This is a genomic window from Adhaeribacter aerolatus, from assembly GCF_007991635.1.
GTDB lineage: Bacteria > Bacteroidota > Bacteroidia > Cytophagales > Hymenobacteraceae > Adhaeribacter > Adhaeribacter aerolatus.
On the sequence record NZ_BJYS01000014.1, the window covers coordinates 83209 to 107092 of the forward strand.

15 protein-coding genes are annotated in these 23884 nt (G+C 45.9%); 5 read left to right on the top strand and 10 right to left on the bottom strand.

Features of this window, described 5'->3' with window-relative positions; translation table 11 throughout:
• Positions 1-69: 69 nt before the first annotated feature.
• Genes AAE02nite_RS10405 through AAE02nite_RS10415 form a run of 3 tightly spaced genes read right to left on the bottom strand, consistent with a single transcriptional unit; the run spans position 70 to position 3140 of the window.
• Complete coding sequence (locus AAE02nite_RS10405; protein WP_146897666.1) at positions 70-894, bottom strand: transketolase; 825 nt, start codon at positions 892-894, stop codon at positions 70-72.
• A 34-nt stretch (positions 895-928) separates the two neighbouring features.
• Positions 929-2335: an L-fucose/L-arabinose isomerase family protein gene (locus tag AAE02nite_RS10410; protein WP_146897667.1), complete on the bottom strand. Its 1407-nt coding sequence runs from the start codon at positions 2333-2335 to the stop codon at positions 929-931.
• A 40-nt stretch (positions 2336-2375) separates the two neighbouring features.
• A complete protein-coding gene (locus AAE02nite_RS10415; RefSeq protein ID WP_146897668.1) occupies positions 2376-3140 on the bottom strand; it encodes a DeoR/GlpR family DNA-binding transcription regulator in 765 nt (254 codons plus the stop codon).
• 349 nt (positions 3141-3489) lie between these two features.
• On the opposite strand from AAE02nite_RS10415, the gene AAE02nite_RS10420 reads away from it, so the two are divergent.
• From AAE02nite_RS10420 to AAE02nite_RS10440, 5 genes are all read left to right on the top strand, one after another.
• Positions 3490-4767, top strand: coding sequence for a nucleoside hydrolase-like domain-containing protein (locus tag AAE02nite_RS10420; RefSeq protein ID WP_146897669.1), 1278 nt, complete (start codon positions 3490-3492; stop codon positions 4765-4767).
• A 528-nt stretch (positions 4768-5295) separates the two neighbouring features.
• Positions 5296-8442 carry a SusC/RagA family TonB-linked outer membrane protein gene (locus AAE02nite_RS10425; RefSeq protein ID WP_146897670.1) on the top strand — a complete coding sequence of 1049 codons (3147 nt, stop codon included), beginning with the start codon at positions 5296-5298 and terminating at the stop codon, positions 8440-8442.
• A 21-nt stretch (positions 8443-8463) separates the two neighbouring features.
• Complete coding sequence (locus AAE02nite_RS10430) at positions 8464-9882, top strand: RagB/SusD family nutrient uptake outer membrane protein (RefSeq protein WP_146897671.1); 1419 nt, start codon at positions 8464-8466, stop codon at positions 9880-9882.
• A 371-nt stretch (positions 9883-10253) separates the two neighbouring features.
• Positions 10254-11258 (top strand): class 1 fructose-bisphosphatase, encoded by a 1005-nt coding sequence (fbp, locus tag AAE02nite_RS10435; protein ID WP_146897672.1) that lies wholly within the window; start codon positions 10254-10256, stop codon positions 11256-11258.
• A 177-nt stretch (positions 11259-11435) separates the two neighbouring features.
• Positions 11436-13574: a hypothetical protein gene (locus AAE02nite_RS10440; protein ID WP_146897673.1), complete on the top strand. Its 2139-nt coding sequence runs from the start codon at positions 11436-11438 to the stop codon at positions 13572-13574.
• Positions 13575-13987: 413 nt separating this feature from the next.
• Here AAE02nite_RS10440 and AAE02nite_RS10445 read toward each other — a convergent pair whose 3' ends face one another.
• The 7 genes from AAE02nite_RS10445 to AAE02nite_RS10475 all read right to left on the bottom strand — a co-directional run bounded on the left by AAE02nite_RS10445 (position 13988) and on the right by AAE02nite_RS10475 (position 23876).
• Positions 13988-15310 carry a bile acid:sodium symporter family protein gene (locus AAE02nite_RS10445; protein WP_146897674.1) on the bottom strand — a complete coding sequence of 441 codons (1323 nt, stop codon included), beginning with the start codon at positions 15308-15310 and terminating at the stop codon, positions 13988-13990.
• 8 nt (positions 15311-15318) lie between these two features.
• Complete coding sequence (locus tag AAE02nite_RS10450) at positions 15319-15981, bottom strand: aspartate/glutamate racemase family protein (protein ID WP_146897675.1); 663 nt, start codon at positions 15979-15981, stop codon at positions 15319-15321.
• A 213-nt stretch (positions 15982-16194) separates the two neighbouring features.
• Complete coding sequence (locus tag AAE02nite_RS10455) at positions 16195-17595, bottom strand: four-carbon acid sugar kinase family protein (protein ID WP_146897676.1); 1401 nt, start codon at positions 17593-17595, stop codon at positions 16195-16197.
• Entirely contained in the window at positions 17592-18839 is a 1248-nt protein-coding gene (locus AAE02nite_RS10460) for a ribulose-bisphosphate carboxylase large subunit family protein (protein WP_146897677.1), read from the bottom strand. Before AAE02nite_RS10460 ends, AAE02nite_RS10455 begins: the two co-directional genes overlap by 4 nt.
• A gap of 312 nt (positions 18840-19151) precedes the next feature.
• Positions 19152-20372 carry a glucuronyl esterase domain-containing protein gene (locus tag AAE02nite_RS10465; RefSeq protein ID WP_218033463.1) on the bottom strand — a complete coding sequence of 407 codons (1221 nt, stop codon included), beginning with the start codon at positions 20370-20372 and terminating at the stop codon, positions 19152-19154.
• A 312-nt stretch (positions 20373-20684) separates the two neighbouring features.
• Positions 20685-22871 carry an alpha-L-rhamnosidase-related protein gene (locus tag AAE02nite_RS10470; RefSeq protein WP_146897679.1) on the bottom strand — a complete coding sequence of 729 codons (2187 nt, stop codon included), beginning with the start codon at positions 22869-22871 and terminating at the stop codon, positions 20685-20687.
• Between the two features lie 33 nt (positions 22872-22904).
• Positions 22905-23876, bottom strand: coding sequence for a sugar phosphate isomerase/epimerase family protein (locus AAE02nite_RS10475; RefSeq protein WP_246150941.1), 972 nt, complete (start codon positions 23874-23876; stop codon positions 22905-22907).
• Between the last annotated feature and the right edge of the window lie 8 nt (positions 23877-23884).

The following is a 23884-nucleotide window of genomic DNA, read 5'->3' on the forward strand; positions in this document are numbered from 1 at the left end:
ATAATTAGATGGTTATTGAACCTAAATATTTACTATGGAAAGCTGTTTAACCCGACACGACTTGTTTTTTTAGAGAGCCGCTACTGCATTGTCTAATTCCTCAATAGCTTGGGCAAATTGCTGCTTGTTCGGAACACCGTGATGCCATTTGAGCTCATCTTCCATGTAGCTGATGCCCTTGCCTTTTACCGTATGCGCAATAATTAAACTGGGTTTGTCCTCCGTAAAAGGCAATTCGTCCAGGGTTTCCTGCAGCATTTTAAAGTTGTGGCCGTCTACGTGGCGCACGGCCCACCCAAAGCTTTCGAATTTCTGGTCAATTGGGTCGGTATTGCAAACATCACTGGTCCGGCCGGTAATTTGTAATTTGTTGTGGTCGATGATGGCCGTGAGGTTATCCAATTTGTAGTGAGCAGCCGTAAGCGCGGCCTCCCAGTTCGAGCCTTCCGGCAATTCGCCGTCGCCCAACAGGGTAAATACCCGGTAAGCTTTTTTATCCATTTTGGCGGCTAGCGCTGTACCCACACTGATGGGCAAACCGTGGCCCAAAGCGCCGGTATTTTGTTCTACTCCGTTTACTTTGCGCGTAGGGTGACCAATGTAATGCGACTTGTACCGGCACAAGGTTTCCAAATCTGACTCCGGGAAAAAACCTTTATCCGCCAGTACCACAAACAAAGCCTCTACACAATGACCTTTGCTTTGGATGTACCGGTCGCGGTCCGGCGATTTAAAATTATCCGGACCTACGTTTAGGGTGTGATTGTACAGCACATTCAGAATATCGATACAGGATAAGCTACCGCCGGTATGGCCGGCATTGGCCCCGTAGATATATTTAAGAATATTTTTCCGGTACCCGATGGATTTTAAGGCTAGTTCTTTTGGCGTCATTTACGATATTAATTAAAAGGCAATCCGGAAAAAATCAGTTAGTGTGCTGATAAACTTCCCAACCCATGTAATTTTCTAAAGCTTCTTTTAAAATGTCGGCGGTTTTAGAGGCATTCATTACCACGTGATGTTCAAACCCGTTGCGGCAAACGTATTGCATCAAACCCTGCAGGTTATCTATTTTGGCTACCGCCCGGTTGCCGAAGGTTTTTAAATCGTCGTCGGTTAGCATGCCTTCACCTACGTAGGCTTTAATAATGCCTTTGGTATCGTCGGTACTGATGCGGCCATAGGTAAGCGGCATAGCCGGGGTCCGGCCATCCAAAGCGCCGTAGGTATTTTCCACGCCTACCGTTGTGCCCAGAATAGGCGCATTACTGATTTGAATATCGGGCAGGAAAGATTTGGCCCAGTTGCCGCAATGAAACAGCACGCATTTTTCTTCGTCGTCGGCGTAATTATTATTCCAGTCAACCAAAGCACTCGGCGAGCCGGAGGCCAGTTGCATGGCGTACATACTGAGGGTGCCGGTAACGTCTACTTCGCAGGCACTGGGCAGCATGTTTTCGCTCATCATGCTCATGCTGGTACACACATTGCAGCCGTAGTTTTTCTGCAGCGAAGTCCAGCACTGAATAGCCGTGGCATCCAGGGCGTGTTCTTCCATAAAGTTCGCCAGTACCGCGTCCAGTTTCGCAATTTGTATTAGGGCATCGGGTGGTGTAAGGCCCGTAGAAGTATAAGCTTTAATTTTATCCAGCCGTTCTTTTACAATGCTATCGTCTTTCGTCAGGCGATTGGCATGGCCTAATATTTCGGATAAATCCACGGTAGTAACCGAAATGCCATGGCGTTGCAATATTTTTTCGCTGTAACGCACGGTATTAAAAGCGCCCGGACGAGCACCTACTGCCCCTATTCGTACGTTGCGCAAACCTTTTACCACCCGGCAAACCGCCACAAAGTTGAGTAGGTCCTGCGTAAAGGTTAGGTCGTTCAGGCGCACCACGTGTTTGGTGGTAAGGGAATATTTAATGCCGTATTGGTATAAGTTGTTGCAAACCGATATTTTGCCGCACCAGGCATCGCGCCGGCGGGCCACATCCAGTTTATCTAAATCATCGGGGTAAGCTTGTATTAAAACGGGCACGTTCAGGCCGGCCATTTTCAGCGTTTCGGCTACGCCTTTTTCGTCGCCGAAATTGGGCAGCACCACTAGCACCCCGGCAATTTCATCGGCGTGCTGTTTAAACAGGCGGGCACATTTCTGCGCTTCGTGAAAAGTTTCCACCCCACCTAATTTTGAATCTAACGCATCCAACAAAATCGGCCGGATATTTAACTTTTGCAGCGTTTCGATAATTTCAACGCGGGCTTCTGCTACCAATCTGTCCGGAAAAAAATCACGATTACCAATAATGACACCTAAACTAATGCTCATACTATGTGTTTGCTCCTGTATTTGTGCGAAGGATAATTTTTTAATCTGCTATTATTAATTCAATATCGTGCTCCCGAAACAAATTTTTATGCTCATCGGTAATGCCCGTATCGGTAACTATATAATTAATGAGCGAAAGCGCACCGAGGCTCGCAAAGGCACTCTTGCCAATTTTAGTTGAATCGGCAACCAGGTAAGTAGTTTCGGCTGCCTCAATCATGGCTTTTTTTACTACCAAATCGCTGATGCTCGGGTAAGTCAGGCCGGCTTTGAGCGATATACCCGCCGTAGCCAGGAATAATTTCTGCACGTTTAACCCTTCAAAAAAATCAGCGGCTTTCTGGCCCGTCAGCGATAAAGTAGGGGGCTTAAATTCGCCGCCGGTCATTACAACTTCAATTCCCGGTTGGGCTCCCAACAGCAAAGCAATATTTAAAGCGTTGGTAATTACGGTTAAGTCCTTTATGCCTTTTATCTGCTTTGCAATCTCGGTAGTGGTCGAACCCGAATCCAGAATAATGGTATCGCCGCTGTGGATAAATTCTAAGCACTTTTTGGCAATCAATTCTTTTTTATCCAGGTTATCCTGGTGTACCAGCGAAATAGCCCGCACCTGGTTTTCCATATCTTTTAAGAAGCCACCACCATGTTCCCGCACCACCAAACCACCTTTCTCCAGTTTCTCAAGGTCCTGCCGGATAGTCACTTCGGTTACTTTAAAGATTTTGGCCAGATTATTTACTTTCGCGGAACCATCTTCTTTTAATAATTCCAGAATTTTTTCTCGTCGTTGTTTCGCCATCATAGGCTTTCAAAAATTTAGCGGTTATTTTTTATCTAATATATAAATATCAAGACAAAAGTAAACAAACCATAACAAACGAAAAGCTTTAAACCAACGCCTCAAATATAAATAAAAAAGATTAACATTTACGTTTATTTTCTATTTTTTTCGAATTAATTACCTAAAGTCAATATTTTATATAATATTTAAGATTTAGACAATAAATTATTTTCGAATAATAATTTTTACTTTCTAAAATTTTATTATTATTGTCTTATATAAAATATGATTTTATTATTTATTAGTAAAATTTACTTAATTATCGAATAATTATTTACAAAAAAGCAGGATTTATAAAAAATTCGAAAAGATGAAAACCCTGGATCTTGTTTTAAAAGCTGTTGCCTTTCTTTTGTTGGTGGCAATTTATTTTCCTACTTCTGCCGCTAAACCCCGGGTTATCGTTAGCACCGATATTGGCGGCACCGATCCGGATGATTTTCAGTCTTTGATTCATTATCTGATGTATGCGGACAAGTTCCAAACCGAAGGCTTGATTTCCTCGCCGTACGGAGAAGGCCGCAAAAAACACATTCTGCAAATCCTGGACTTGTACGAGCAAGATTATCCAAAACTTAAAGCCCATACAAAAGACTTTCCTTCGGCCGACGAATTACGGGCGGTAACTAAACAAGGAGCCTTAGACCGGGCACCTGGCAAAGGCTGGAGTAAACCGAGTGAAGGATCTCGTTGGATTATAGAATGTGCCCGGCGCAAAAGTTCTCAGCCGTTGTGGGTTTTGGTGTGGGGCGGCATCGATGATTTAGCGCAGGCTTTACACGATGCCCCGGATATTACAGATAAGCTGCGGGTTTACTTTATAGCTGGGCCAAATAAAAAATGGAGCGCCGACGCTTACCAGTACGTGGCTCAGAACTTTCCGAACCTTTGGATGATAGAAGCCAACTCAACTTACAGCGGTTGGTTTCTCGATAATAACCAGGAAGGCGATTTGGGGAATGAAGCTTTTTACGAAAAATTTATTCGGGGTAACGGCGCCATGGGCAAGGACTTTGGTAATTATTATAAAGGCTCCCTTAAAATGGGCGATAGCCCTACGGTAACTTACCTGCTGCAAGGCGACCCTGAAAAACCGGCTAATCCAAATTGGGGCGGCAGTTTTGTACCATTAAAACACAGTTCCCGCCGCATTTATAATCGTCAAACCACGCTAGCCGACCAGGTGCCCGTGTATGCGGTGGTTGAATGGGTAATGCAAGGTCCGGACCAGAGATCTGCGCACGACAAGCCCGTATTGTGGCTGGAAACAGAAAACCAAAAATTCGAAGGTTATTACGAAGGGAACGGCAAGTACCGCGCCCGCTTTGTTCCGAAAAAGGTGGGCGAATGGAGCTATGTAATTAGCAGTCCGGTAGCAGCCATAAACGGGCAAAAGGGCCAGTTTACCAGCATTGGCCCCTGGCCCGGCCAGAAACACGCCGATGATATTGCGCCGCTTAACAAGTGGTGGAGCGACAACCCCGACCCTGCTCTATTTATGGGTACCAGCCAGGGTGCCCTCACCATAGGCCGTTTCCGGGAAGCATTTCTGCAGGACTGGGCCAAAAGATTTGCCTGGCTGAAATAATACCCGACGAACTTCTTCTCTTAATATTTAGCTGTTTACCTGTAATCTTAATCAGACTAAATCAGACTAATACTTTAAAGTTACATCATTAAAATTTCGTTTTGCAATAATTTCATTAGTTCTGTTAGTTAGATTTTTTTTCAATCGCCTAACCTTGAATTGCCCCTGACTTCAGTCAGGCGTTACCAAAAACCCGAGGCTAAAGCACCCTGGCAATGAAAGGGGCGATACATTCTCTACCTGCCTAATAATAGATTCTAAAAAGAAATTATAGAACTCACCTAACAAAAGAGTTATTTTTTTTCTTTTAACTTCTTTTTTTTTCGTTTATTTTCTCTATACTTGTAAATAAATTTTCTTTTTCAGGAATAAATTTTCTATTTATTAGTATATCAAGCTAATAAACCCAAGTTCCTGAAGATTTTAGATAATTTTCTTCCCCGAATGGGTAATGCTTTTTTTTATTAACAGCACTACCCATTGCTTACCTGCTTCCACCAAATATTAAACTTACACAAACCCAAACACATGAAAAACAAACTTTTACGGCTAACAACCACCCTGTTCTTCTTTACCTTGCTAAGCGTTGATTTTGCTTTTGCCCAAGGAAGAGCTATTTCGGGGAAGGTAACGTCTAAAGAAGAAGGCGGCGCTTTGCCGGGCGTAAGCGTGCTGGTGAAAGGCACCACCAACGGCACCATTACCAACACCGACGGCAATTACCAGTTAAATGTGCCGGATAATGCTACGCTGGTATTCTCTTTTATTGGTTTTACCTCGCAGGAAGTAGCGGTAGGCAACCGCACTACCGTAGATGTAGCCATGCTGCCGGATGCCAAAGCTTTGTCCGAAGTAGTGGTAATTGGTTACGGTACCCAAACCAAAAGAGCCGTAACTGGTTCCGTAGCTTCGGTGGGTTACGATAAGTTTAAAGACCGATCTTTCAGTAACGTAACCCAAGCTTTGGCCGGCGAATTACCCGGTGTAAATATTACCCAGGCCCAGGGCGCACCGGGACAATCGCCCATTATCCGCATCCGGGGTATCAGCTCCATTACGGCTGGCACCAACCCGCTGTACGTGGTAGATGGCTTGCCCATGGAAAACTTCAACCTGAATAATATTAACCCACAGGATATTGAGTCGGTGGAGGTGCTGAAAGATGCTTCTTCGGCGGCTATTTACGGATCGCGGGGTGCGAACGGGGTGGTAATTATTACTACCAAGTTGGGTAAAGTTGGTAAAACTTCCATTAACGCCAGCTACGAATTTGGCCAGCAGGAAGTAACCCGCAAAATAGATTTAATGGATGCGCAGCAATTTGTAAACTATTATGTAGATGCACATAATAATGCCTGGACCGCCTCTGGCCCGGGTCGCTTAGCCAGCGATCCGAACAGTGTACGCCCCACGCAATTCCGGATTCCCGAAGATTTTGTTACCAATCCGCAGCAATTTGGCAAAGGCACCGATTGGCAGGATGTAATGTACCGCACCGCGCCTTCGCACAATACCCAACTCTCCGTTTCGGGCGGCACCGATAAAACCCAGTTCTTGTTTTCGGGCGCTTACCTCGATCAAGAAGCCGTACTGGACCGCAACTATTACAAACGCTTATCGCTCCGGACCAATATTAAGCAAACCATATCGGAGAAAATTGCCATTGGCGCTAACCTGGCTTTTACGGGCATTTACGACCGCACCGATGGTACACAAGGCAAAAGCGACGTGGTAAGTTTGGGCGTACAAAGCGACCCGATTTTCCCGGTTTACAACGAATTAGGCAATTTAGGCTTTAAAGACCCGAACTCTACCTGGTACCGTTTTGCTACTTACACCGACTTGCAGTTGTGGCACCCGTACTCGCTTACCCGCGAAATAGCCAAGCAAAACAAATCTTTTAATACAATGGGTACGGCTTACCTCGAATACAATATTATCAAAGACCTGAAATTCCGCACCAGCATCAACGGTAATTTATATAACACCCGTTATAATGCTTACCAGAACAAAGACATGAAATTCGGGTACTCCTCGGCTTTGGCCGCGCGGGGCGACGTGAACAACAGCTTTATGCTGAACTGGCTAACTGAAAATACCTTAACCTACGACCGGCACTTTGGTAGCCACGGCGTAACGGCCCTGGTAGGTTATACCGCTCAAAAACAACGTGACGAATATTCTTCGGTAACGGCCGGTAATTTCCCGAACGATTTGGTACAAACCCTGAATGCCGGTACGGTTAACGGCGGAACTTCGCTGGCCTCCGAATGGTCGATGCTCTCGTACCTGGCGCGGGTTAACTACAATTTCCTGGATAGGTATTTTTTAACTGGTACTATCCGCCGCGATGGTAGCTCGCGTTTTGGTACTAACACCAAATGGGGTTACTTCCCATCGGTATCAGCCGGTTGGTTGGTTTCCGACGAAAACTTCCTGAAAAATGTAACGCTAATTAACAACTTAAAATTACGCGCCAGCTACGGCGTAGCCGGAAACAACCAGATTCCGAACTACGGCCCGATTGGTTTATTAGGCAACCAGAATTACGTGTACGGCAATAATTTAGCCAATGGCTTAAACGTAACCAATATTGCCAACCAGGATTTAAAATGGGAGAAAACTACCCAGTTAAATTTAGGCGTAGATGTAGGCTTACTTTCAAACCGACTCAACCTGACCGCCGAAGTTTACAGCTCTACTACCAACGATTTGCTTTTGTTTGTACCGGTGCCCGATTTAACCGGTTTCTCTACCCAGTTGACCAATATTGGTAAAATGCGGAACCGCGGCTTTGAATTCGGCTTAAACTCCCGGAATCTGGTAGGTAACTTTAACTGGACCACCGATTTTAACCTTTCGGTAAACCGCAATAAAGTATTGCAGTTAGGCCCGGGTAATGCCCCAATTGTTTACACCGATTTTGTGGTAACTGTAAAAACCGAAGTTGGTCAGCCGCTCTCTAATTATTATGGTTACGTATTCGATGGCGTATATAAAAACCAGGCCGAAATTGATGCTTCGCCGCACGACCCAACTACTACCCCCGGCGACCCGATTGTACGGGATGTAAACGGGGACGGCAAAATTACCGAAGCCGACCGCACGACCATTGGTAACTATCAGCCTAATTTTACTTCGGGCTTAACCAATACTTTCTCTTATAAAGGTCTGGAGTTATCGTTTATGCTGCAGGGCTCTTTTGGCGGCGAGGTAGCCAACCAATTAATCCGGTACAACGGTATCTGGAACGGTGGCCGCAATGCTTACGCCGAAGTAGCTAATTACTGGCGCTCCGAAAGTGATCCCGGCGACGGCAAACACTTTAAACCAACCGTAGCGCCAAGAGGCTTACAAGAGAAATTCTCCAGCTACTGGGTAGAAGACGGCTCTTTCGTACGGATTAAAAACGTACGGGTGTCTTACGCCCTGCCTTCCAATCTGCTGACCCGTTTGCCGGTTAAATCAGCGCGGATATTCCTGAACGCCGAGAACGTGCATTTATTCAGCAAATACCTGAACTACGATCCGGAAAATACTACTTATCCCGCTACCACTTATTCACCAACCGCTACTTCTGCTTCCGGTATTCCTTCCGGAACCATGCTGGGCGTCGACTATGGTTCTTACCCGGTACCGCGCATTGTAACCCTTGGTGCCCGCTTTGAATTTTAATAATTTATAAAGAGCTGAAAAATGAATAAGATAAAAAGAATAATTGCTATTGGCTGCCTTTCGGTAATGGCTTTTGGCTGCAAGGAAGATTTCCTGGACCTTGCCCCTATCTCTAACTCCAACGCTAATAATTTTTACAAAACCCGCGAAGATTTCGATCTAGCTGCCAATGCCGCTTATGCTACGCTGTATACGGTTTATGCACCCGAAAGCAGCGTTTCCTATACCGAACAGTTAAGCGATAATGCCACGCTTTATAATGTGGCGGGTATTCAAGCTGACCGCTGGGCTTTCAAAGATTATTCGCTCCGGACCTCCAATGTAGAAGTTTATCGGTTTTGGCAGGAAAACTACAAGTCTTTGTTCAGCATAAATATTGTGCTGGATAAAATAGAAACCGCCAGCGTAGACGAAGCTTACAAAGAGCAGGTAAAAGCCCAGATGCGTTTTTTACGCGGCTTGTATTACTTTAACATGGTAAGGTTATGGGGCGATATTCCGCTGGTGACCAAACCACTCAGCTCCGAAGAAAGCTATGCAGTTTTGCGGTCGCCGGCAGCGGATGTGTACAAGCTTATTACCGAAGATTTGCAGTATGCTGCAGAAAAACTACCATTGGCCTCAGCCGTAACTGCTCCCGGCAAAGCTTCTAAAGGCGCTGCCCAAACATTATTAGGCAAAGTTTACCTTTCTCAGAAAAACAAGACGGCGGCAGCCCAAATATTGCAGGAAGTAGTTAACAGCAAACAGTACGATTTATTGCCCAGCTACGCTTCCTTGTGGGTTGTAACGAATAAAAACACAAAGGAATCCATCTTCGAAATTCAGTACAAAGGTGGCGCCGGTAATCCTTATAGCAACTACTGGACAGCCTTTGCCCCTACCGAAAATTTTGTGCTAACCCAGTTTGGTGGGGGAATGAACCAGGTAACCGACGATTTGTACAACGAATATGAACCCGGTGATCCGCGGCGCGACGCTTCTATCTCTACCGGCTACACCAACAAAGTAGGCACTTTTATTCCGATAAAATTCCCGATAAAATGGATGGACCGCACCGCCCAGGTAGTAGGCGGCCGGGAGTTGAGCAATAATAATTTTATGGTGCTGCGCTACGCCGATGTACTACTCATGTTAGCCGAAGCTACTGGTAATGCGTCTTACCTGAACCAGGTACGCACCCGTGCCGGATTACCTGCTTTTGGCACTGCCGGTTACCCTTCGAATAAATACCCTACCCTGGATTTAGCCATCGAACACGAAAGACGGGTAGAACTGGCGCTGGAATTCCACCGGTGGTTCGATTTAAAAAGAACTGACCGGGCTCTGCCGGTGCTAACCGCTAAAGGCAAAGCTGTAACACCGGCAAAATTAGTTTTACCGATTCCCGAAATCGTGCGGCAGCAAAATCCGGCTATCGCGCAAAACGAAGGTTATTAAGAAGGCATTTGCCAAGATTTAACTAATTGCCTAGTTAGCAATTGTCCTTCGTAATAGTTAATTTATAATATTTGTTTATAAAGATTTTCATTTTAACTCTAAACAAGGTACGGTGTTCACCCCTGTTAGGCAGTAAGAAACTATTTAGAAGGTTGCTAATAGTTTCTTACTACCTAACAGGGGTGAGCTAATTAAATCCTTATATTGTTTTATACTTTCAACTACTGCTTTCAAGGACCGTTTTAAATTTTGATTAAGGCTATGGCCGAAAAATTAAGATGACTGCCATTTTATACCATGCTGATCAAATTTTTCTCCGATAATTTTTATAAAAAATAATATCAAATTATTAAATACAAAAACTAAGCGTTATGCAAACCAAGTACATGAGTCTGGATGAATTTACGATACAGCAATTAAGAATGGTGCCGGGCGGAACTGGAGAATTAAGCCGGCTTCTGCGCGATATTGGCCTGGCCTCCAAAAGAATAAATGTAGAAGTAAATAAAGCCGGTTTGCAGGACATTCTAGGCGATATGGGCGTGAAAAATGTGCAGGGCGAAGAAGTAAAAAAGCTGGATGACTTTGCCAACAACCAATTGATTTACGTTTTAAAAAACGGCATGAGCTGTGCCGGTATTTGCAGCGAAGAAGAAGAAAATATCCAAATCTTCGACGATGAACTAAGCAATAAAAGTAAATACGTGGTCCTGTTCGATCCGCTAGATGGCAGCAGCAACATTGATACGAATATTTCCATCGGCACCATTTTCAGTATTTTCCGGCGGGTAACCGAATTGGGCAAGCCCTGCACAATAGAAGATTTTCTACAGCCTGGCAGTCAGCAAATTGCCGCCGGCTACATTGTTTATGGGTCGTCTACGATGCTGGTTTATGCTACCCGTCTGGGTGTAAACGGCTTTACCTTAGACCCTCCTATCGGAGAATATTGCTTAAGCCATCCTGATATTCAATGCCCGGCAGATGGAAAAATATTTTCGGTAAACGGCGGCTATTACCGGCAGTACGATCAAGGTGTACAGAAATATATTGATTTGCTGCAAAACAAAACTAAAGCCGATGGCGGCCCTTTAACCCAACGGTTTACCGGCAGCATGGTAGCCGATTTACACCGTACTCTCATAAAGGGCGGCATTTTTATGTACCCCCTCACCACGGATAATCCCAAAGGAAAATTGCGCCTGATGTACGAGTGCAACCCATTTGGTTACATTACCGAGATGGCTGGCGGCAAAGCCGAAAGTGGCTCCGGAAAAATCCTCGATATTCATCCGACCAGTTTGCATCAGCGCACTCCTATTTTTATCGGTAGTAAAAACATGGTGGAGGAGTGTTTATCTTATGTTAGCAGTTAATAAATATTGAAAATTAAGCCAACAATAATATTATTTGCAATTGCTGCAACAAGGCCCTTTAAGCACGTTGATTATCAGATATACTTATTTAAAAAACTTCTTAGTAGAGGGATCTCCTACTGTTAAGATTTTATATTAACCATTTAAATATTTAACATAAAAAATAAAATAAAACCCATGAAGCCTGCCTTACTAATTTTATTGCTGTGCCTCAATATTTTTAATAACGCGCATGGTCAAAGCAAAATAGATCGTCAGGCGGTAGTCGCCCGGCACCATATCAAAATTACTAAGGTTGATTCTTTAGCTTCTTTAACGGTTGGTAATGGCCGGTTTGCATTTACCGCCGATGTAACGGGTTTGCAAACTTTTCCGGAAAATTACCAGGGCGGGGTTGCTTTGGGCACACAATCCGAGTGGGGCTGGCATAGTTGGCTGAACACTGAAAATTATAAGTTCGAGGAGACGCTTCAGGATTATAACCTGAACGGTAAAAAGGTTTCGTATTCGGTGCAGGTAAAAGAACCCAAAAGAAAAAAGGATGCTGCCGATTATTTCCGGATTAACCAACACCGCCTGCAATTAGGCAATATTGGCCTGGAAATAACAAAAGAAGATGGCTCATTAATTAAAATTAAAGACGTTAAAAATAGTAAGCAGGAATTAAATTTGTGGAAGGGACAAATAATGAGCCACTTCCAGGTGGAAGGCGTACCGGTTGAAGTAATTACCTACGGTCACGCCGATAAAGATGCCATTGCGGCAAAAATTACCTCGCCTTTAATCCGGCAAGGCCGACTGAAAATTAAAATGCGCCTGCCCTACCCTAATGGAGCTTTCAAAGACGTCGGCAATAATTATGCTTCCCCCGATAAACACCAATCTATTATTTCGGAAAAAGTAAATACCGGCGCCATTATTAAACATGCGCTTGATACGACCACCTATTACCTGGTAAGTCAATGGCAAGGTAATGCGGAGCTAAAAGAAAAAGGGCCACATTATTTTACCTTGACCCCTGACACCAAAATTGAAAGTTTCAGCTTCAGTGTGTTGTTTACGCCGGAGGCAAAAGAAAAAATTGTCCCTGATTTTACATCTACCCAAACCAATAGCCAAACTGCCTGGAAAAAATTCTGGCAATCGGGTGGTGCCGTGGATTTTGCCGGCAGCACCGACCCTCGGGCCAAAGAACTGGAGCGGCGTGTGGTGTTATCGCAATATTTAACCCGGGTGCAATGCGCCGGCAATTACCCGCCCCAGGAAACAGGTTTAACCTACAACAGCTGGTACGGCAAACCCCATTTGGAAATGTTCTGGTGGCACGCCGCCCACTTTGCCCTCTGGAACCGCACCGAGCTGCTGGAGAAAAGCCTGGATTGGTATTTTAGAGCCGAAAAAGAAGCTAAAGCCCTAGCCAAAAGGCAAGGCTACGAAGGCCTCCGGTGGCAGAAAATGGTTGACCACGATGGCCGCGAAGCGCCTTCCTCAGTAGGTGCGTTCCTAGTTTGGCAGCAGCCTCATTTTATTTACCTGGCTGAGCTCGTTTACCGGAATCGGAAAGATAAAAAGGTGTTGGACAAGTACAAAGATTTACTTTTTGCCACCGCTGATTTTATGGCCTCTTACCCGGCTTATGACAAACAGCAGGACCGCTATAACTTAGGCAAAGGCCTGATCCCTGCGCAGGAATGTTTCGACCCGCTTAACACTTTTAACCCCACCTACGAGCTGGCTTACTGGGATTGGGCGCTAAATGTTGCCCAGGAATGGCGAACCCGATTAGGTATGCCCCGCAAAAAAGAATGGGATGAAGTATTAGCTAAACTGGCCTCCCTGCCCCAAAATGAAGGCGTATATTTGGCCACCGAAAGCACGCTTGACTCCTACTCGCCCGAAAGCAAATTCACCATCGATCACCCAGCCGTGCTCGCAGCCTTCAGTACCATTCCGGCCAGCCACAACCTAAGCCCGGCCATCATGAACAAAACCTTTGATACAGTTTGGAAAGTTTGGCACTGGGACCATACCTGGGGTTGGGATTTCCCTATGGTAGCCATGACCGCCGCCCGTTTAAACAAGCCCAATCGCGCCATTGATGCCCTGTTCATGAAGCAAACAACCAACACCTATTTACCCAACGGCCATAATTATCAAGACAAACGCTTAACCATTTATTTACCCGGCAACGGCGGAATTCTGTCAGCTGTAGCTATGATGTGCGCCGGCTTTACCGGTTCCAAAGGCAACAATCCTGGCTTTCCAAAGGATGGTAGTTGGAAGGTAAAATGGGAAGGTTTAAACCCTATGCCATAAATATACCCTTATCATCCCCTAACCCTTCAAATGCTAATAGTATAGATAATAATATCAGTTTAGAACTTAAAACATCATTAATGCGAAAAGCCAGTAGCTACAAGCAACTGACATCAGTTTGGGCGATGAGGGCCTTTCAGGTTTCCGGTGCGCAGCATTGCGAGGTACGAGCAAAGGAAAGATGAGCAGCCCGAATGACCAAACGGGGCCTCGCGGCCTTGAGCAAACTTAGGCTTTTAAATGAAGTTAGCACGTGTGCATTGAAAGATGAAATCTTTCAAAAGATAATCCGCAACGGATTAGGAATTCTTTTAAAAAAAATAGGTTCAAGATTAATCTTGAACCTATCAGCATACAGAAGAGAATAATTGAATATTTCTGGCTAACCTGTCTTCCTCACCAAAAAATAAATATTAAACAGGCACTTGTGGTGCTGGCTCAAGTCTCTTTTCAGCAGGCTCATTAGCGTCAAGCACCGGTTTACGCCGCCAATAATTGGCCAGTATAGACCCCGAAATATTCATCCACGGGCTAAAAACCGCAGCGGCTAATCCAACGGTTCCTAACTTTCCCATGGTCCCGGCCAACCCGGAAGCCATGCCCCCATTTTGCAGGCCTACTTCAAAAGCCACCGTGCGCGCAGAGTTTTTATCTAGGCCAAAAAACCGGCTCAGCCAATAACCAAAAAAATATCCGGCCCCATTATGAATAACCGAAGCTAGGAAAAGTAAAAAACCTACCTGCAACAAATTCTCCCGACCCGCCGCAGTGGTTACCGTTGTAAAATAAACAATCCCAAACATGGAAAATAACGGCATAATGCTGTCGAGTTTCGGAAATTGCAGCGTTAACCAATGATAGATAACGCTAACTACCGCTGCTCCGGCCATAAAGCTTAATAATTCTACTATGGGTAAAACAGTAGGTGCGGTGTTTGCCTCCAAATATTGCCAGCCGCCAAAAGCAAGTACCGCAAACCAGATCGAACAGGCCCCGGTAATTAGGTATACCTTTCTTTTACCACTAGCCGAAGCATTTTTAAGGTAATCGTGTAAAAGCGCGGCGCCAATAGGTACAATTACGATTTTGATAATCTCGGCCATCATATCCAGGAAGCTGATTTGGATTAAAGTTCCGGCCAGCAGTTTCATTAATAGAGGAGTGATGAAAGGTGCCACCAAAGTAGCCATAGCCGTAACCGTTACGGATAAAACCATGTTTGCGCGGGCAATAAAAACCATGACGTTGGATGCCAACCCACTCGAACAGGAACCAATCAGGATAATACCAGCGGCAATTTCGGGTTCAAAATAAAACACCTTCGTTAACAACAAACCAACCAGCGGCATTATCGAAAAATGACACAGCAACCCAATGAGCACACCGCGCCAGGATTTTTTTAAACCAGCAAAATCTTTAATGCCCATGTGAAGCCCCATGCCAAAAATTACCAACTGGATTACTATTAAAATCAGCCATTTATTCCGTAGGTCAAAATCGCCCCATTTGAGGAATGCAGCGGGATAAATCATGCCGGCTACCACTGCCGTTATAATCCAGGCGGTATACTGAAAGCCTTTTAGGGCGGGTACTGCTCCTAAGCCAATGGCGAGGGAAACCGATAACCCTACTGCCGCTGGTTGCCAAAGCATAGTTTGCCCCAAAACGAGACCGACTAATAACAGCAGCAGACACAACCCACTTAGGCCCAAACAGATTTTTCGGAAATTTTCCATAAACCAAGCTAGATTAAGACAGAAGCCAGGTGTTTAATGGCTTGGGGCGGGCTAGCCAGGATGGGTACCCTTTTATCGCTATCGGCTAAGCTGTCCACCACGCGGGCCATGGAAGCTTGCGCCAATAAAATAACATCTACTTCTTTTGAGAGTTCGCGCAAAGCATTCGCCACCATGGTATCGTGTTTAGCAGTGTCGCCGCTCATTAACGCTTCAAAAGCACCTTCGCATAGCCGGGAGGTTAACTGAATTTCTTTACCAGCAAGTGCAGCCCGCCGCTTTACTAAATCGCTGGTGGGGGCTAAAGTAGTGGGCAAAGTGGCAATTACTCCAATGCGAGTTCCGGTTTGCACCGCCAGGTCGGCCAAGGGCTGGTCTACCCGCAACACCGGCACGCTGGTGAGGGCAGCGGCAGCTTCCACGGCGGCACCTATGGAAGAACAAGTTACCATGATAAAATCAGCACCGGCCGCTTCCGCTGAACCCACGTAATCCACCACCCGGCGGGCCGTAAGTGCCGTAAGTTCGCCCCGATTGATTACATCTTTTATCAGGCTATCATCTACAATATTAAATACATTTACTCCTGGCAACTGCTGCTGGCAAAGTTGCTGAAACATGGGTACCAGGGTAGCGGAAGTATGTATTAGTCCTAAAGTTTTCTGTTTCATGAGGTACTATTTGGTGGTGAATAATAATTATGTGCGGTAATATTTTATAATTTGATAATAAAAAGGTCAAGCAACTCACCTTTGTCATTCAGGAGGTACCTATTTGGCTACCTGCTAAATAGGTTCTTCCTGAATGACAGAAATGGGCTCAACAGAAATAAAGAGGTTGAAGGGCTTTTATCTAAATCTATATAGTTTTTAAAATATTTATATCTATTTTCCGGCCGCTACTAAACCAAAATAATCTTCCCGCCCCACCTGTCCGCCTTTAAAGTTTACTTCGCGGCCATCTACGGGAGAACCCGGCGCATAAGCCCGACAAAGCGGGGCACCGGGCGAGAGCGGCGCAATCATTTCTACGGCTTCAATACCCAGCGCCCGGGCGGCATAACTGGAGGTATCGCCGCCGGCAATTACAATTCTTTGCACCGTATTGTTTTCCAGAATAACCCGTACCAGGTTGCCTAAAGCTGTACCGTAAAGCTGGGCTGTTTTACTTTGAATTTGCTGCGGAGTAAATCCTCTCTGGTTTAAAACAACCCCTGTTCTTCCGATTCTTTCGTCATCAGCTCCGCGGCTGGTATGAATAATTACGCTGCGCCCGTTACCTAAATACGCCAGCGCCTCTGTTAAATATTTTTGCATTAAGTTAGCCGTATTATCCGGACCAGATTGAGCAAGGGCAGCCGTATCCAGGGCAATTTCAGCAAAGCCCTGTTCCAGGGCCCAGCTAATTTGGCCGGCGGTTACCGGCGAACAACTGCCGGAAGCAACTAGCAACGGCTCAGCTTTTTCAGGATTATGCCATGTTGGCGTTAACGGCAAGCGGTTCTGTTCCGTCCAGTATTGGCCCAAGGCCATTTCAATGCCCGATGAGCCTACCGAAAATAAGGGTTTTTCCGGGGTAGCATAGTAATCGAGCAAATGTCCGATTGTAGGCATTTGTTCCGAATACAAAGCATCAAATAATACTATCTCGGCTCCTTGGTCTAGTATTTGGGCTAATACTTTCTGTCCTTCTTCAACCGATCGGTCTACCTGCAAAATATCAAATAAGCCAATTTGTTTTGTAGTTTGTTTGGCCAGGTGCAGGCGTAAGTCGCTTTCATCGGCGGGGGTTACCGGGTGCCGACTCATAGAAGGGTGCCGGTCTAGGCGGTAAATATTGCCTTGGCTGCCAATACCCAGTCGGGCAAATAAATTTCCGAATACACAATGGCGGCCCAGCGCCGGAGCCGCTACCAGCAAGGGCACGAAAGCTGGCTGGAATATTACGGCTCCGACCTCAATGGCTTTACCAATGCTCCCGATAGTAGGCGACGAATCAAACGTAGAACAAACTTTGTAATGAATATGCGTAATGCCCAAGGCCTGCAAAGCCCTGAAAGCCGGCCGTAGTTCCTGTTCCATTTCGGCGGGAGCCATGGCCCGGGTCATGCCGGCCACCCCAATGGCCTGCAAACCTGAATAGCGACTTAACTGTGCGGCCGTTGGCGTATTCATAAACAGCACGGTTCTGGCTCCCGCCCGGCTTAGAAATTCCAGCGCATCCGTTGAGCCGGTGAAATCATCACCGTAATAGGCCAGCATCAGATTTTTCGACTGACTACTCATTTGGTAGCGCCGAATTTTTTAACAGAATTGCCAAACTCAGCATATTTTTGCGCAGCTTCGGCTACAGTCAATCCGCCTACGGCGGCTTCCCAGGCTTGCTGCAATGCCACTACGCCGCCGGCTGGCCCGTCCGGGTGGGCCATTATGCCGCCACCAGCCATGTAAAGTAAATTGGTGGTTTTGGTCCGGCGGTACGTTTCGGGAGCTTGTCCGCCCCACTGCCCGGAAGAAACCACTGGCAATATTGAAAACCCGCCCAACATTGGTTTTAAACATGCTTCTATCGACCGCACCACAGAATCGTCGGATTCCCAGAATTTATTCTGAATGCCGTTTACGTGAATCTGATCTACGCCGGCTAAGCGCCATATTTTTTGGTAAGCCGGAAACTCAATCCCCAGCAAAGGATGGCGGTTCAGCATGCCCCAACCATTACGGTGCCCGTGAATCGCCAATTGGCCCTGGTCGCAGATTTTCTTTACCCCCGATAATCCCACACTGTTCAAACTAATCATGGCACAAGTGCCACCCGCCGCCAGAATATATTCGTAGCGCCGCAACATCACATCTATTTCGTCGCTGATGTTAAAGGCATACATTACTTTCTTCCCGGTTTTATCCGCATGAGTGTTTATCACACGCATCACAGCATCTACCCGCTCCTCAAAAGGCGAATTACCCGAAGATACCAGCAGTTCATCATCTTTAATAAAATCTATACCGGCTTCAGCTAAAGTTTTTACCAAGTCAGCGGTTTGGATTGGCGTAAGGCCGATACTGGGTTTAATAATGGTGCCGATTAAAGGCCGGTCCGATACCTGGGTAAGCTGGCGACAACCGGCAATACCAAAACGGGGACCTTTGAACTGGGTGGCAAACGAATCCGGCACCTCCAAATCCATCAGTTTTAAACCCGTAAATTGGGTTAGTTCATACAAGTTGCCCTGCAGCGTCGAAATCATGGCCGGCAGGTTATACCCAAAATTTTCGATGGACCAAGAAACTTCGACATTAACCCGGTGGTAGGCGCTGCCATTTAGCTTTAAACCCGGTATACCGGGTTCCGAAACGGTTTCTACGGGCGTGATAGATTCTACCCGGGCGGCAAACCGCTGTTTTAATTCTTCGGTTTCGCCGGGTACAGCCACAAAAGTACCGGAAGATTGCTCCCCGGCTAAAACAGCGGCGGCTTTCTCCACCGGTAAAGGCGTTTCAATAAAATAAGTAGCCTTAATTCTTTCCATGGTTTAGGCTTTTTGGCCGTTAACTAAATTAAATAGAATAAAAATCTAATCTGCTTAAAGAACCGCTCTTGTGTTTCCATTAGGAAAATAGAACATTTGAAACAGATAAGAGATCTGTGCAATTATTTTATTTGTAAATTAATTATTTATATTTAAAATAAACCAGAATAATGAAGATATTTTTAGAGGAATTGCCAACTAATCATAAAACCATAACAAAGGATTCCTAGATGAAAGCTAAACCGGCAGTTGGCAATGGCATATTAATGATGAAGGAAATACTTTTTGGAAAGGAGGGCATTTCAAATTAATTTATTGTTGCTTTTTCTTCCAGGTATAGTCCGCAAAATTTAAAAATTGCTCCCAATCGTAGCGTGTAACATCATGTTTGCCGGCCCGGATATGGTAGGCCAACCGGCCCCAGATTGGCTGATGAATTTTTGGAAATTCTGTTAAGGGTAATCCTTGGGTTCCAAGGAAACGGTATACCGGATCGGCTCCCTTCAGGCCTAAAAACTCGCCGTAAGGATCAGCTCCCAAGTCTTGTTCAGCACTGGCCACGTAAACTGGTCGAGGCGCTATTAAAGAAATAACCATGTGCTGATCGAAGGGTAAGGCGGCTTCGTTTTTGTTGTAATTCCGGAAATTCTGACAAAACCAGTGCGGATTGCCCCGGTTCAGCCGTTCCACATCTTCCCCGAAATTGCGTTTTGAGAGGGCCGCGCCGCCGCCACCCGACTCATTACTGATGACCATGGCAAATCTTTCGTCGCGGGCGCCGGCCCATAAGGCGGCTTTGCCCATGCGGGAGAAACCAAATAACATTACTTTTTGCGGATGCACATTGGGATCGGTTTGGAGGTAATCCAGCGCCCGGCTTAAACCCCAGGCCCAAGCCGCCATGGTACTGAAATTATCGCCGCGGTTTTGCAATTCAGGGTACAAGGCATGCACACCATTCTGAAAATTATCGAAATAATCCGGGTCGATATCGTTGGCAAAAACGGTAGCCACCCCATAACCGCGCGCCAGGATTAAATCTAAAGGCCAGCGGCTGGCGGTAGAACCCCGTGACTTTTCGGTGGAACGGTTGTTGACCACCCCTGCCGCTCCGGCCCACACCCAATTAGGCGAAATACGAATTGCGGTATCCGGATGAACGCCATGGTTACCCTGGAAATTAAGTCCTAAGAACACCGGTACCTTGCCTTTTATCTGATTGGGTAAATAAAGCAATATTTCCATTTGGGGTCCGTCGGGTTTACCATTAAAATAAACGGTAACTTGTTTGCGGGTAGCAGTTCCGTTTAAAGCAGTGGTATTTTGCTCCCAAACTTTAAAAGTCATGCTGGCCGGACGCCCCGGTGAACGGCCATACATTTCATTTTCGCAAAGTTTCAATATTTCTGCCCGGCGTTTGGTGCGCCATTGTCGCGGCGTTTTTACTCTGGTACCATCCTGAAAAACCAACGGATCGGGCAAGGTGTAAGGCGCCACTTTGGTTTCGTCAACATTCTGGGCTTGTGTGGGCACTATCCCGACTGAGCATAGAAAAAGGAATGTTAAGAAATAAGCCCAAGGGAAGGTTTTTTTCACGAATAACTTTATGCTTTAAAAATCAGCTATGGTTAAAGTTTTTTATTAATAACATGCTAAAAAAAATTAGACTGAAATCTCCAAAGTTGTCAATCTAATCTTTAAATCCTCCCCCTATCCCCTCCAAAGGGGGACTTTTTCAATAATTTGAGAAAGGCTAAATTGATTTAGCGACGCTAAACCAAAAAGGAAAGCAATATTTTGCCGCTTACATAGAATCTTAAAGCTAAAGTATAACGTCCGGCACCTTTATTTAGCGGTATAAGCTACCACGTATTCTTTCCCTTTCTCAATAAACATTTCGTAAGTATTATTGCCTTTGGCCGTTATTTTGTTGCCTTTAGAGGAAGGTTTGTTTTTGCTTTGGAAGCGAAGCGTACCTGTGCCTTCACCGGATTTCACTTTAATCTGCTTCTGGCTGCAATATATATTTATATCGCCTTTAGGAGTAGGCACGCTGCCTTCCATCCACTCCAAACCGCCTAAATCCGGCTCTACCAAATACGTGGCATAAGCCGGGGATGTGGGTTTAACGCCCAGATAATATTTGCCTAATAAATAAATCGGGCTGGCTCCCCAGGCGTGGCACAAACTCCGGCCAAACGGACGGCCGTACATGGCATAATGCTCCGCCCCTTTTTCATTAGGGTCGTATTTTTCCCAGAAAGAGGTAGCACCTAGTTTCAGCATCCCGCCCCAATAATCTTTCATTTCCTTTAACACATAATCCTGCTCGCCCATGGCACACAAAGCTTCCAACTCGTAAAACCGCATGTAGGGGGTAGTAATTTTCTGCACCTTGTCGTTCAGCAACACATGTTGCTTTACCTCCTGTTTTTGGCCGGCATTGAGGTAATCGAAGAAAATGGCAAACATGTTGGCGTAGCGGGTAACATTATCGGTGGGCTGGCCATTAACCCGGCTGTGGACGAGGGCATGTTTGTTCTGGTCCCAGTAAGTCGTGAATAATTTGGCTTTTAGTTCGGCGGCTAATTCGTTGTAGCGCCGGGCACCTTCCTGGTCCTGGGCAATATTTGCGCAAAGCGCCATGGTTTCGAGGCTCCGGCAAAGCAGCAGTTGCTCGAAACTCACTTCGCCTTGTTTACTCAGGCCATCGGCCCAATCAATAAAAACCCAATCGCCGGCCAAACCTTCTACCATGCCGTTTTTGTTGCGGCGATTTAGGGCAAACTCCATTAGGCTCTGCATGCGCGGGTAAAATTGTTTTACAAAACTCTTATCGCCGGTGTACTGGTAATAATCGTTGATGCCCAGGAACCAGTAAAAAGTATAATCCATGATGGTGTTAATATGGCTCGTAACCGGGTCTTTGCCCCGCTGGGCCAAAAGGGTGCGGGTTACCGATGGCGAATCGAACAATAAATAATAATTCATCAGGTAACTCTGGTAAGCATCGCCAGACCAAATCCAGCGGTCGCGCTTGATGCCATCGATGAAAAATTCGCGGGTGTTCAGGTGTAGCGTGTAGGCAGCAACGTCCCAGATTTTATTTAACTCTGGGTCGGAGCTCCGGAATTTACCACGATCTGCTACCGGCAAATATTCGTACAACATCGAGACATCGCCGATATTAACGGTATTATCAAACTGAATATTCACGTACCGGAAAGCCCGGGAACCTGGCAGTACCATATCTACCGCTTGCGGCCGGTCTACCTGCAAATGATCAAGGGTTTCGCCGGTTTCGGTAGCTAGGGCTTCTTCCTGCGATTCACCGTAATACAACGATACTTTGCCTTTGCCTTTCAGGCCTTGCAGTTTTACAAAACCAAAAGTTTCTTTACCAAAATCAACGAGGATGGAACCTGGCTGCCGCGTAACTTTAGCGGCTTTCCAGGGTTCGGTTGCTAATTTAAATTTTGAGGGCAGATTATTAGGATCGTTAAAATTCCAGGAGCCGGCCTTGAGCCAGGCAGTACCGGATTGTCCCGAAACTTTGCCGGTTTCATCTATCCATTCTTTATCCTCGAAAGTTACCAACCACGTCGAATCCGACACAATGGTTGGTCCCTTTACAAAAATGGCCGGTACCTTATCCTGCGCGTGTACTTTAATATTAAGCTTGTGTTTACCGGCCGGTATGGTAACCTTGGTTGGAGTACCGGGCAGCATTTTACTATCCAGCTTTACATTATACTGGCCTTCGGCATAAAGCTCTACTTCCTCGGGTTTAGCCAGGTTAAATTCTTTGTGAAAATCTATCAGCACGTAATGGCTGTCCATGCGCCAGAAAGGCGGAAAGAAAGCGCCGCGTTCGGTGCGCCGGTTCTGCATGTCATTCGCCAGCCAGATTTCATAATCGCCGGGGTACCAAATCCAGGTGGCCTGCTGCGCTTGAGCCGGGTTAATAACTAATAATGTAAAGAGCAGGCATAAACCGGATATGGTTTTTACTAAATGAGTTTGAAGGTTCATCAGGAATGGGCGGTGGAAATTTATTATTAGAGGTTATCCGGTCTGGAAAACTGATTTGAGGTAGGCAGTATTGGCACTAAAATTCTCTTTTACACTGCGGGGTTGTTTCGCATCGCGGGAGCGTTCTACTACCAGCCAGCCGCTCCAGCCCATTTTATCCAGGGTTTGCTTTACTTTAGGCATATTCAGGCGGGTATTGTGTTGCAGCCAAACGCCGTCTTCGTCGGTGCAATGAATCTGGCAGATACGCTTTTTGCCTAATATTTTTAATTCCTGATGCAAGTCGCGGCCGGCCTTTAGGGGATTAGAAAAATTGAAATAAATCTGAATAGCCGGTGAGCCAATATCTTTTAACAGTTTCTTTTCGCCGGTGGCATCCAGCGCCGTTTCGATGCCGATAACAACCCCGGCCGCTTCGGCCATTTTGCCTACTACTTTCAGCCGTTCCACAATGGCTGGTCGTAATTCCGGATGCTGCACCAAATCGCCTTTAATACCGAGCGGCAGGAAAGCAACTTTTACGCCCATCTGCTTCATGGTTTCGATGCAATCGCCAACCATGCGCTGGTAAGTGGGCCGTTCGGCAAAAGATTGCGCGTAGAAACCCGTCATAGCCAGCGAGCAGAATACCAGGTTAAGTTCTTTCGCCTTATCGATAAACTGCTGACGAATTTCCGGGTTGGCTAACTGGTTTTCAAAAGTTTCGCGGTTGCCCAGGCCACCCATGTCTAGCTCTACCCCATCGGCACCAATATCTTTCGTTAACTGCAAAGCGCTCAACTTCTGCCGCTTCAGAATCATTAAATCAATTACCGCAATTTTGTACCGCTGATTATTTACCGCAGCCGGAAGGAAATATTTGGAAGTTGGCCCTGCTAAAGCAAAACTGCGCGGCAGCAATAAACCACCCATTACGGCCAAAGCAGTCGCACCTAAAAATTCCCGGCGATTGATTTTATGCTGATTAACTTCTTCTACCGGATTAGGATTCTCTTTATGTTTCATCCTTAAGT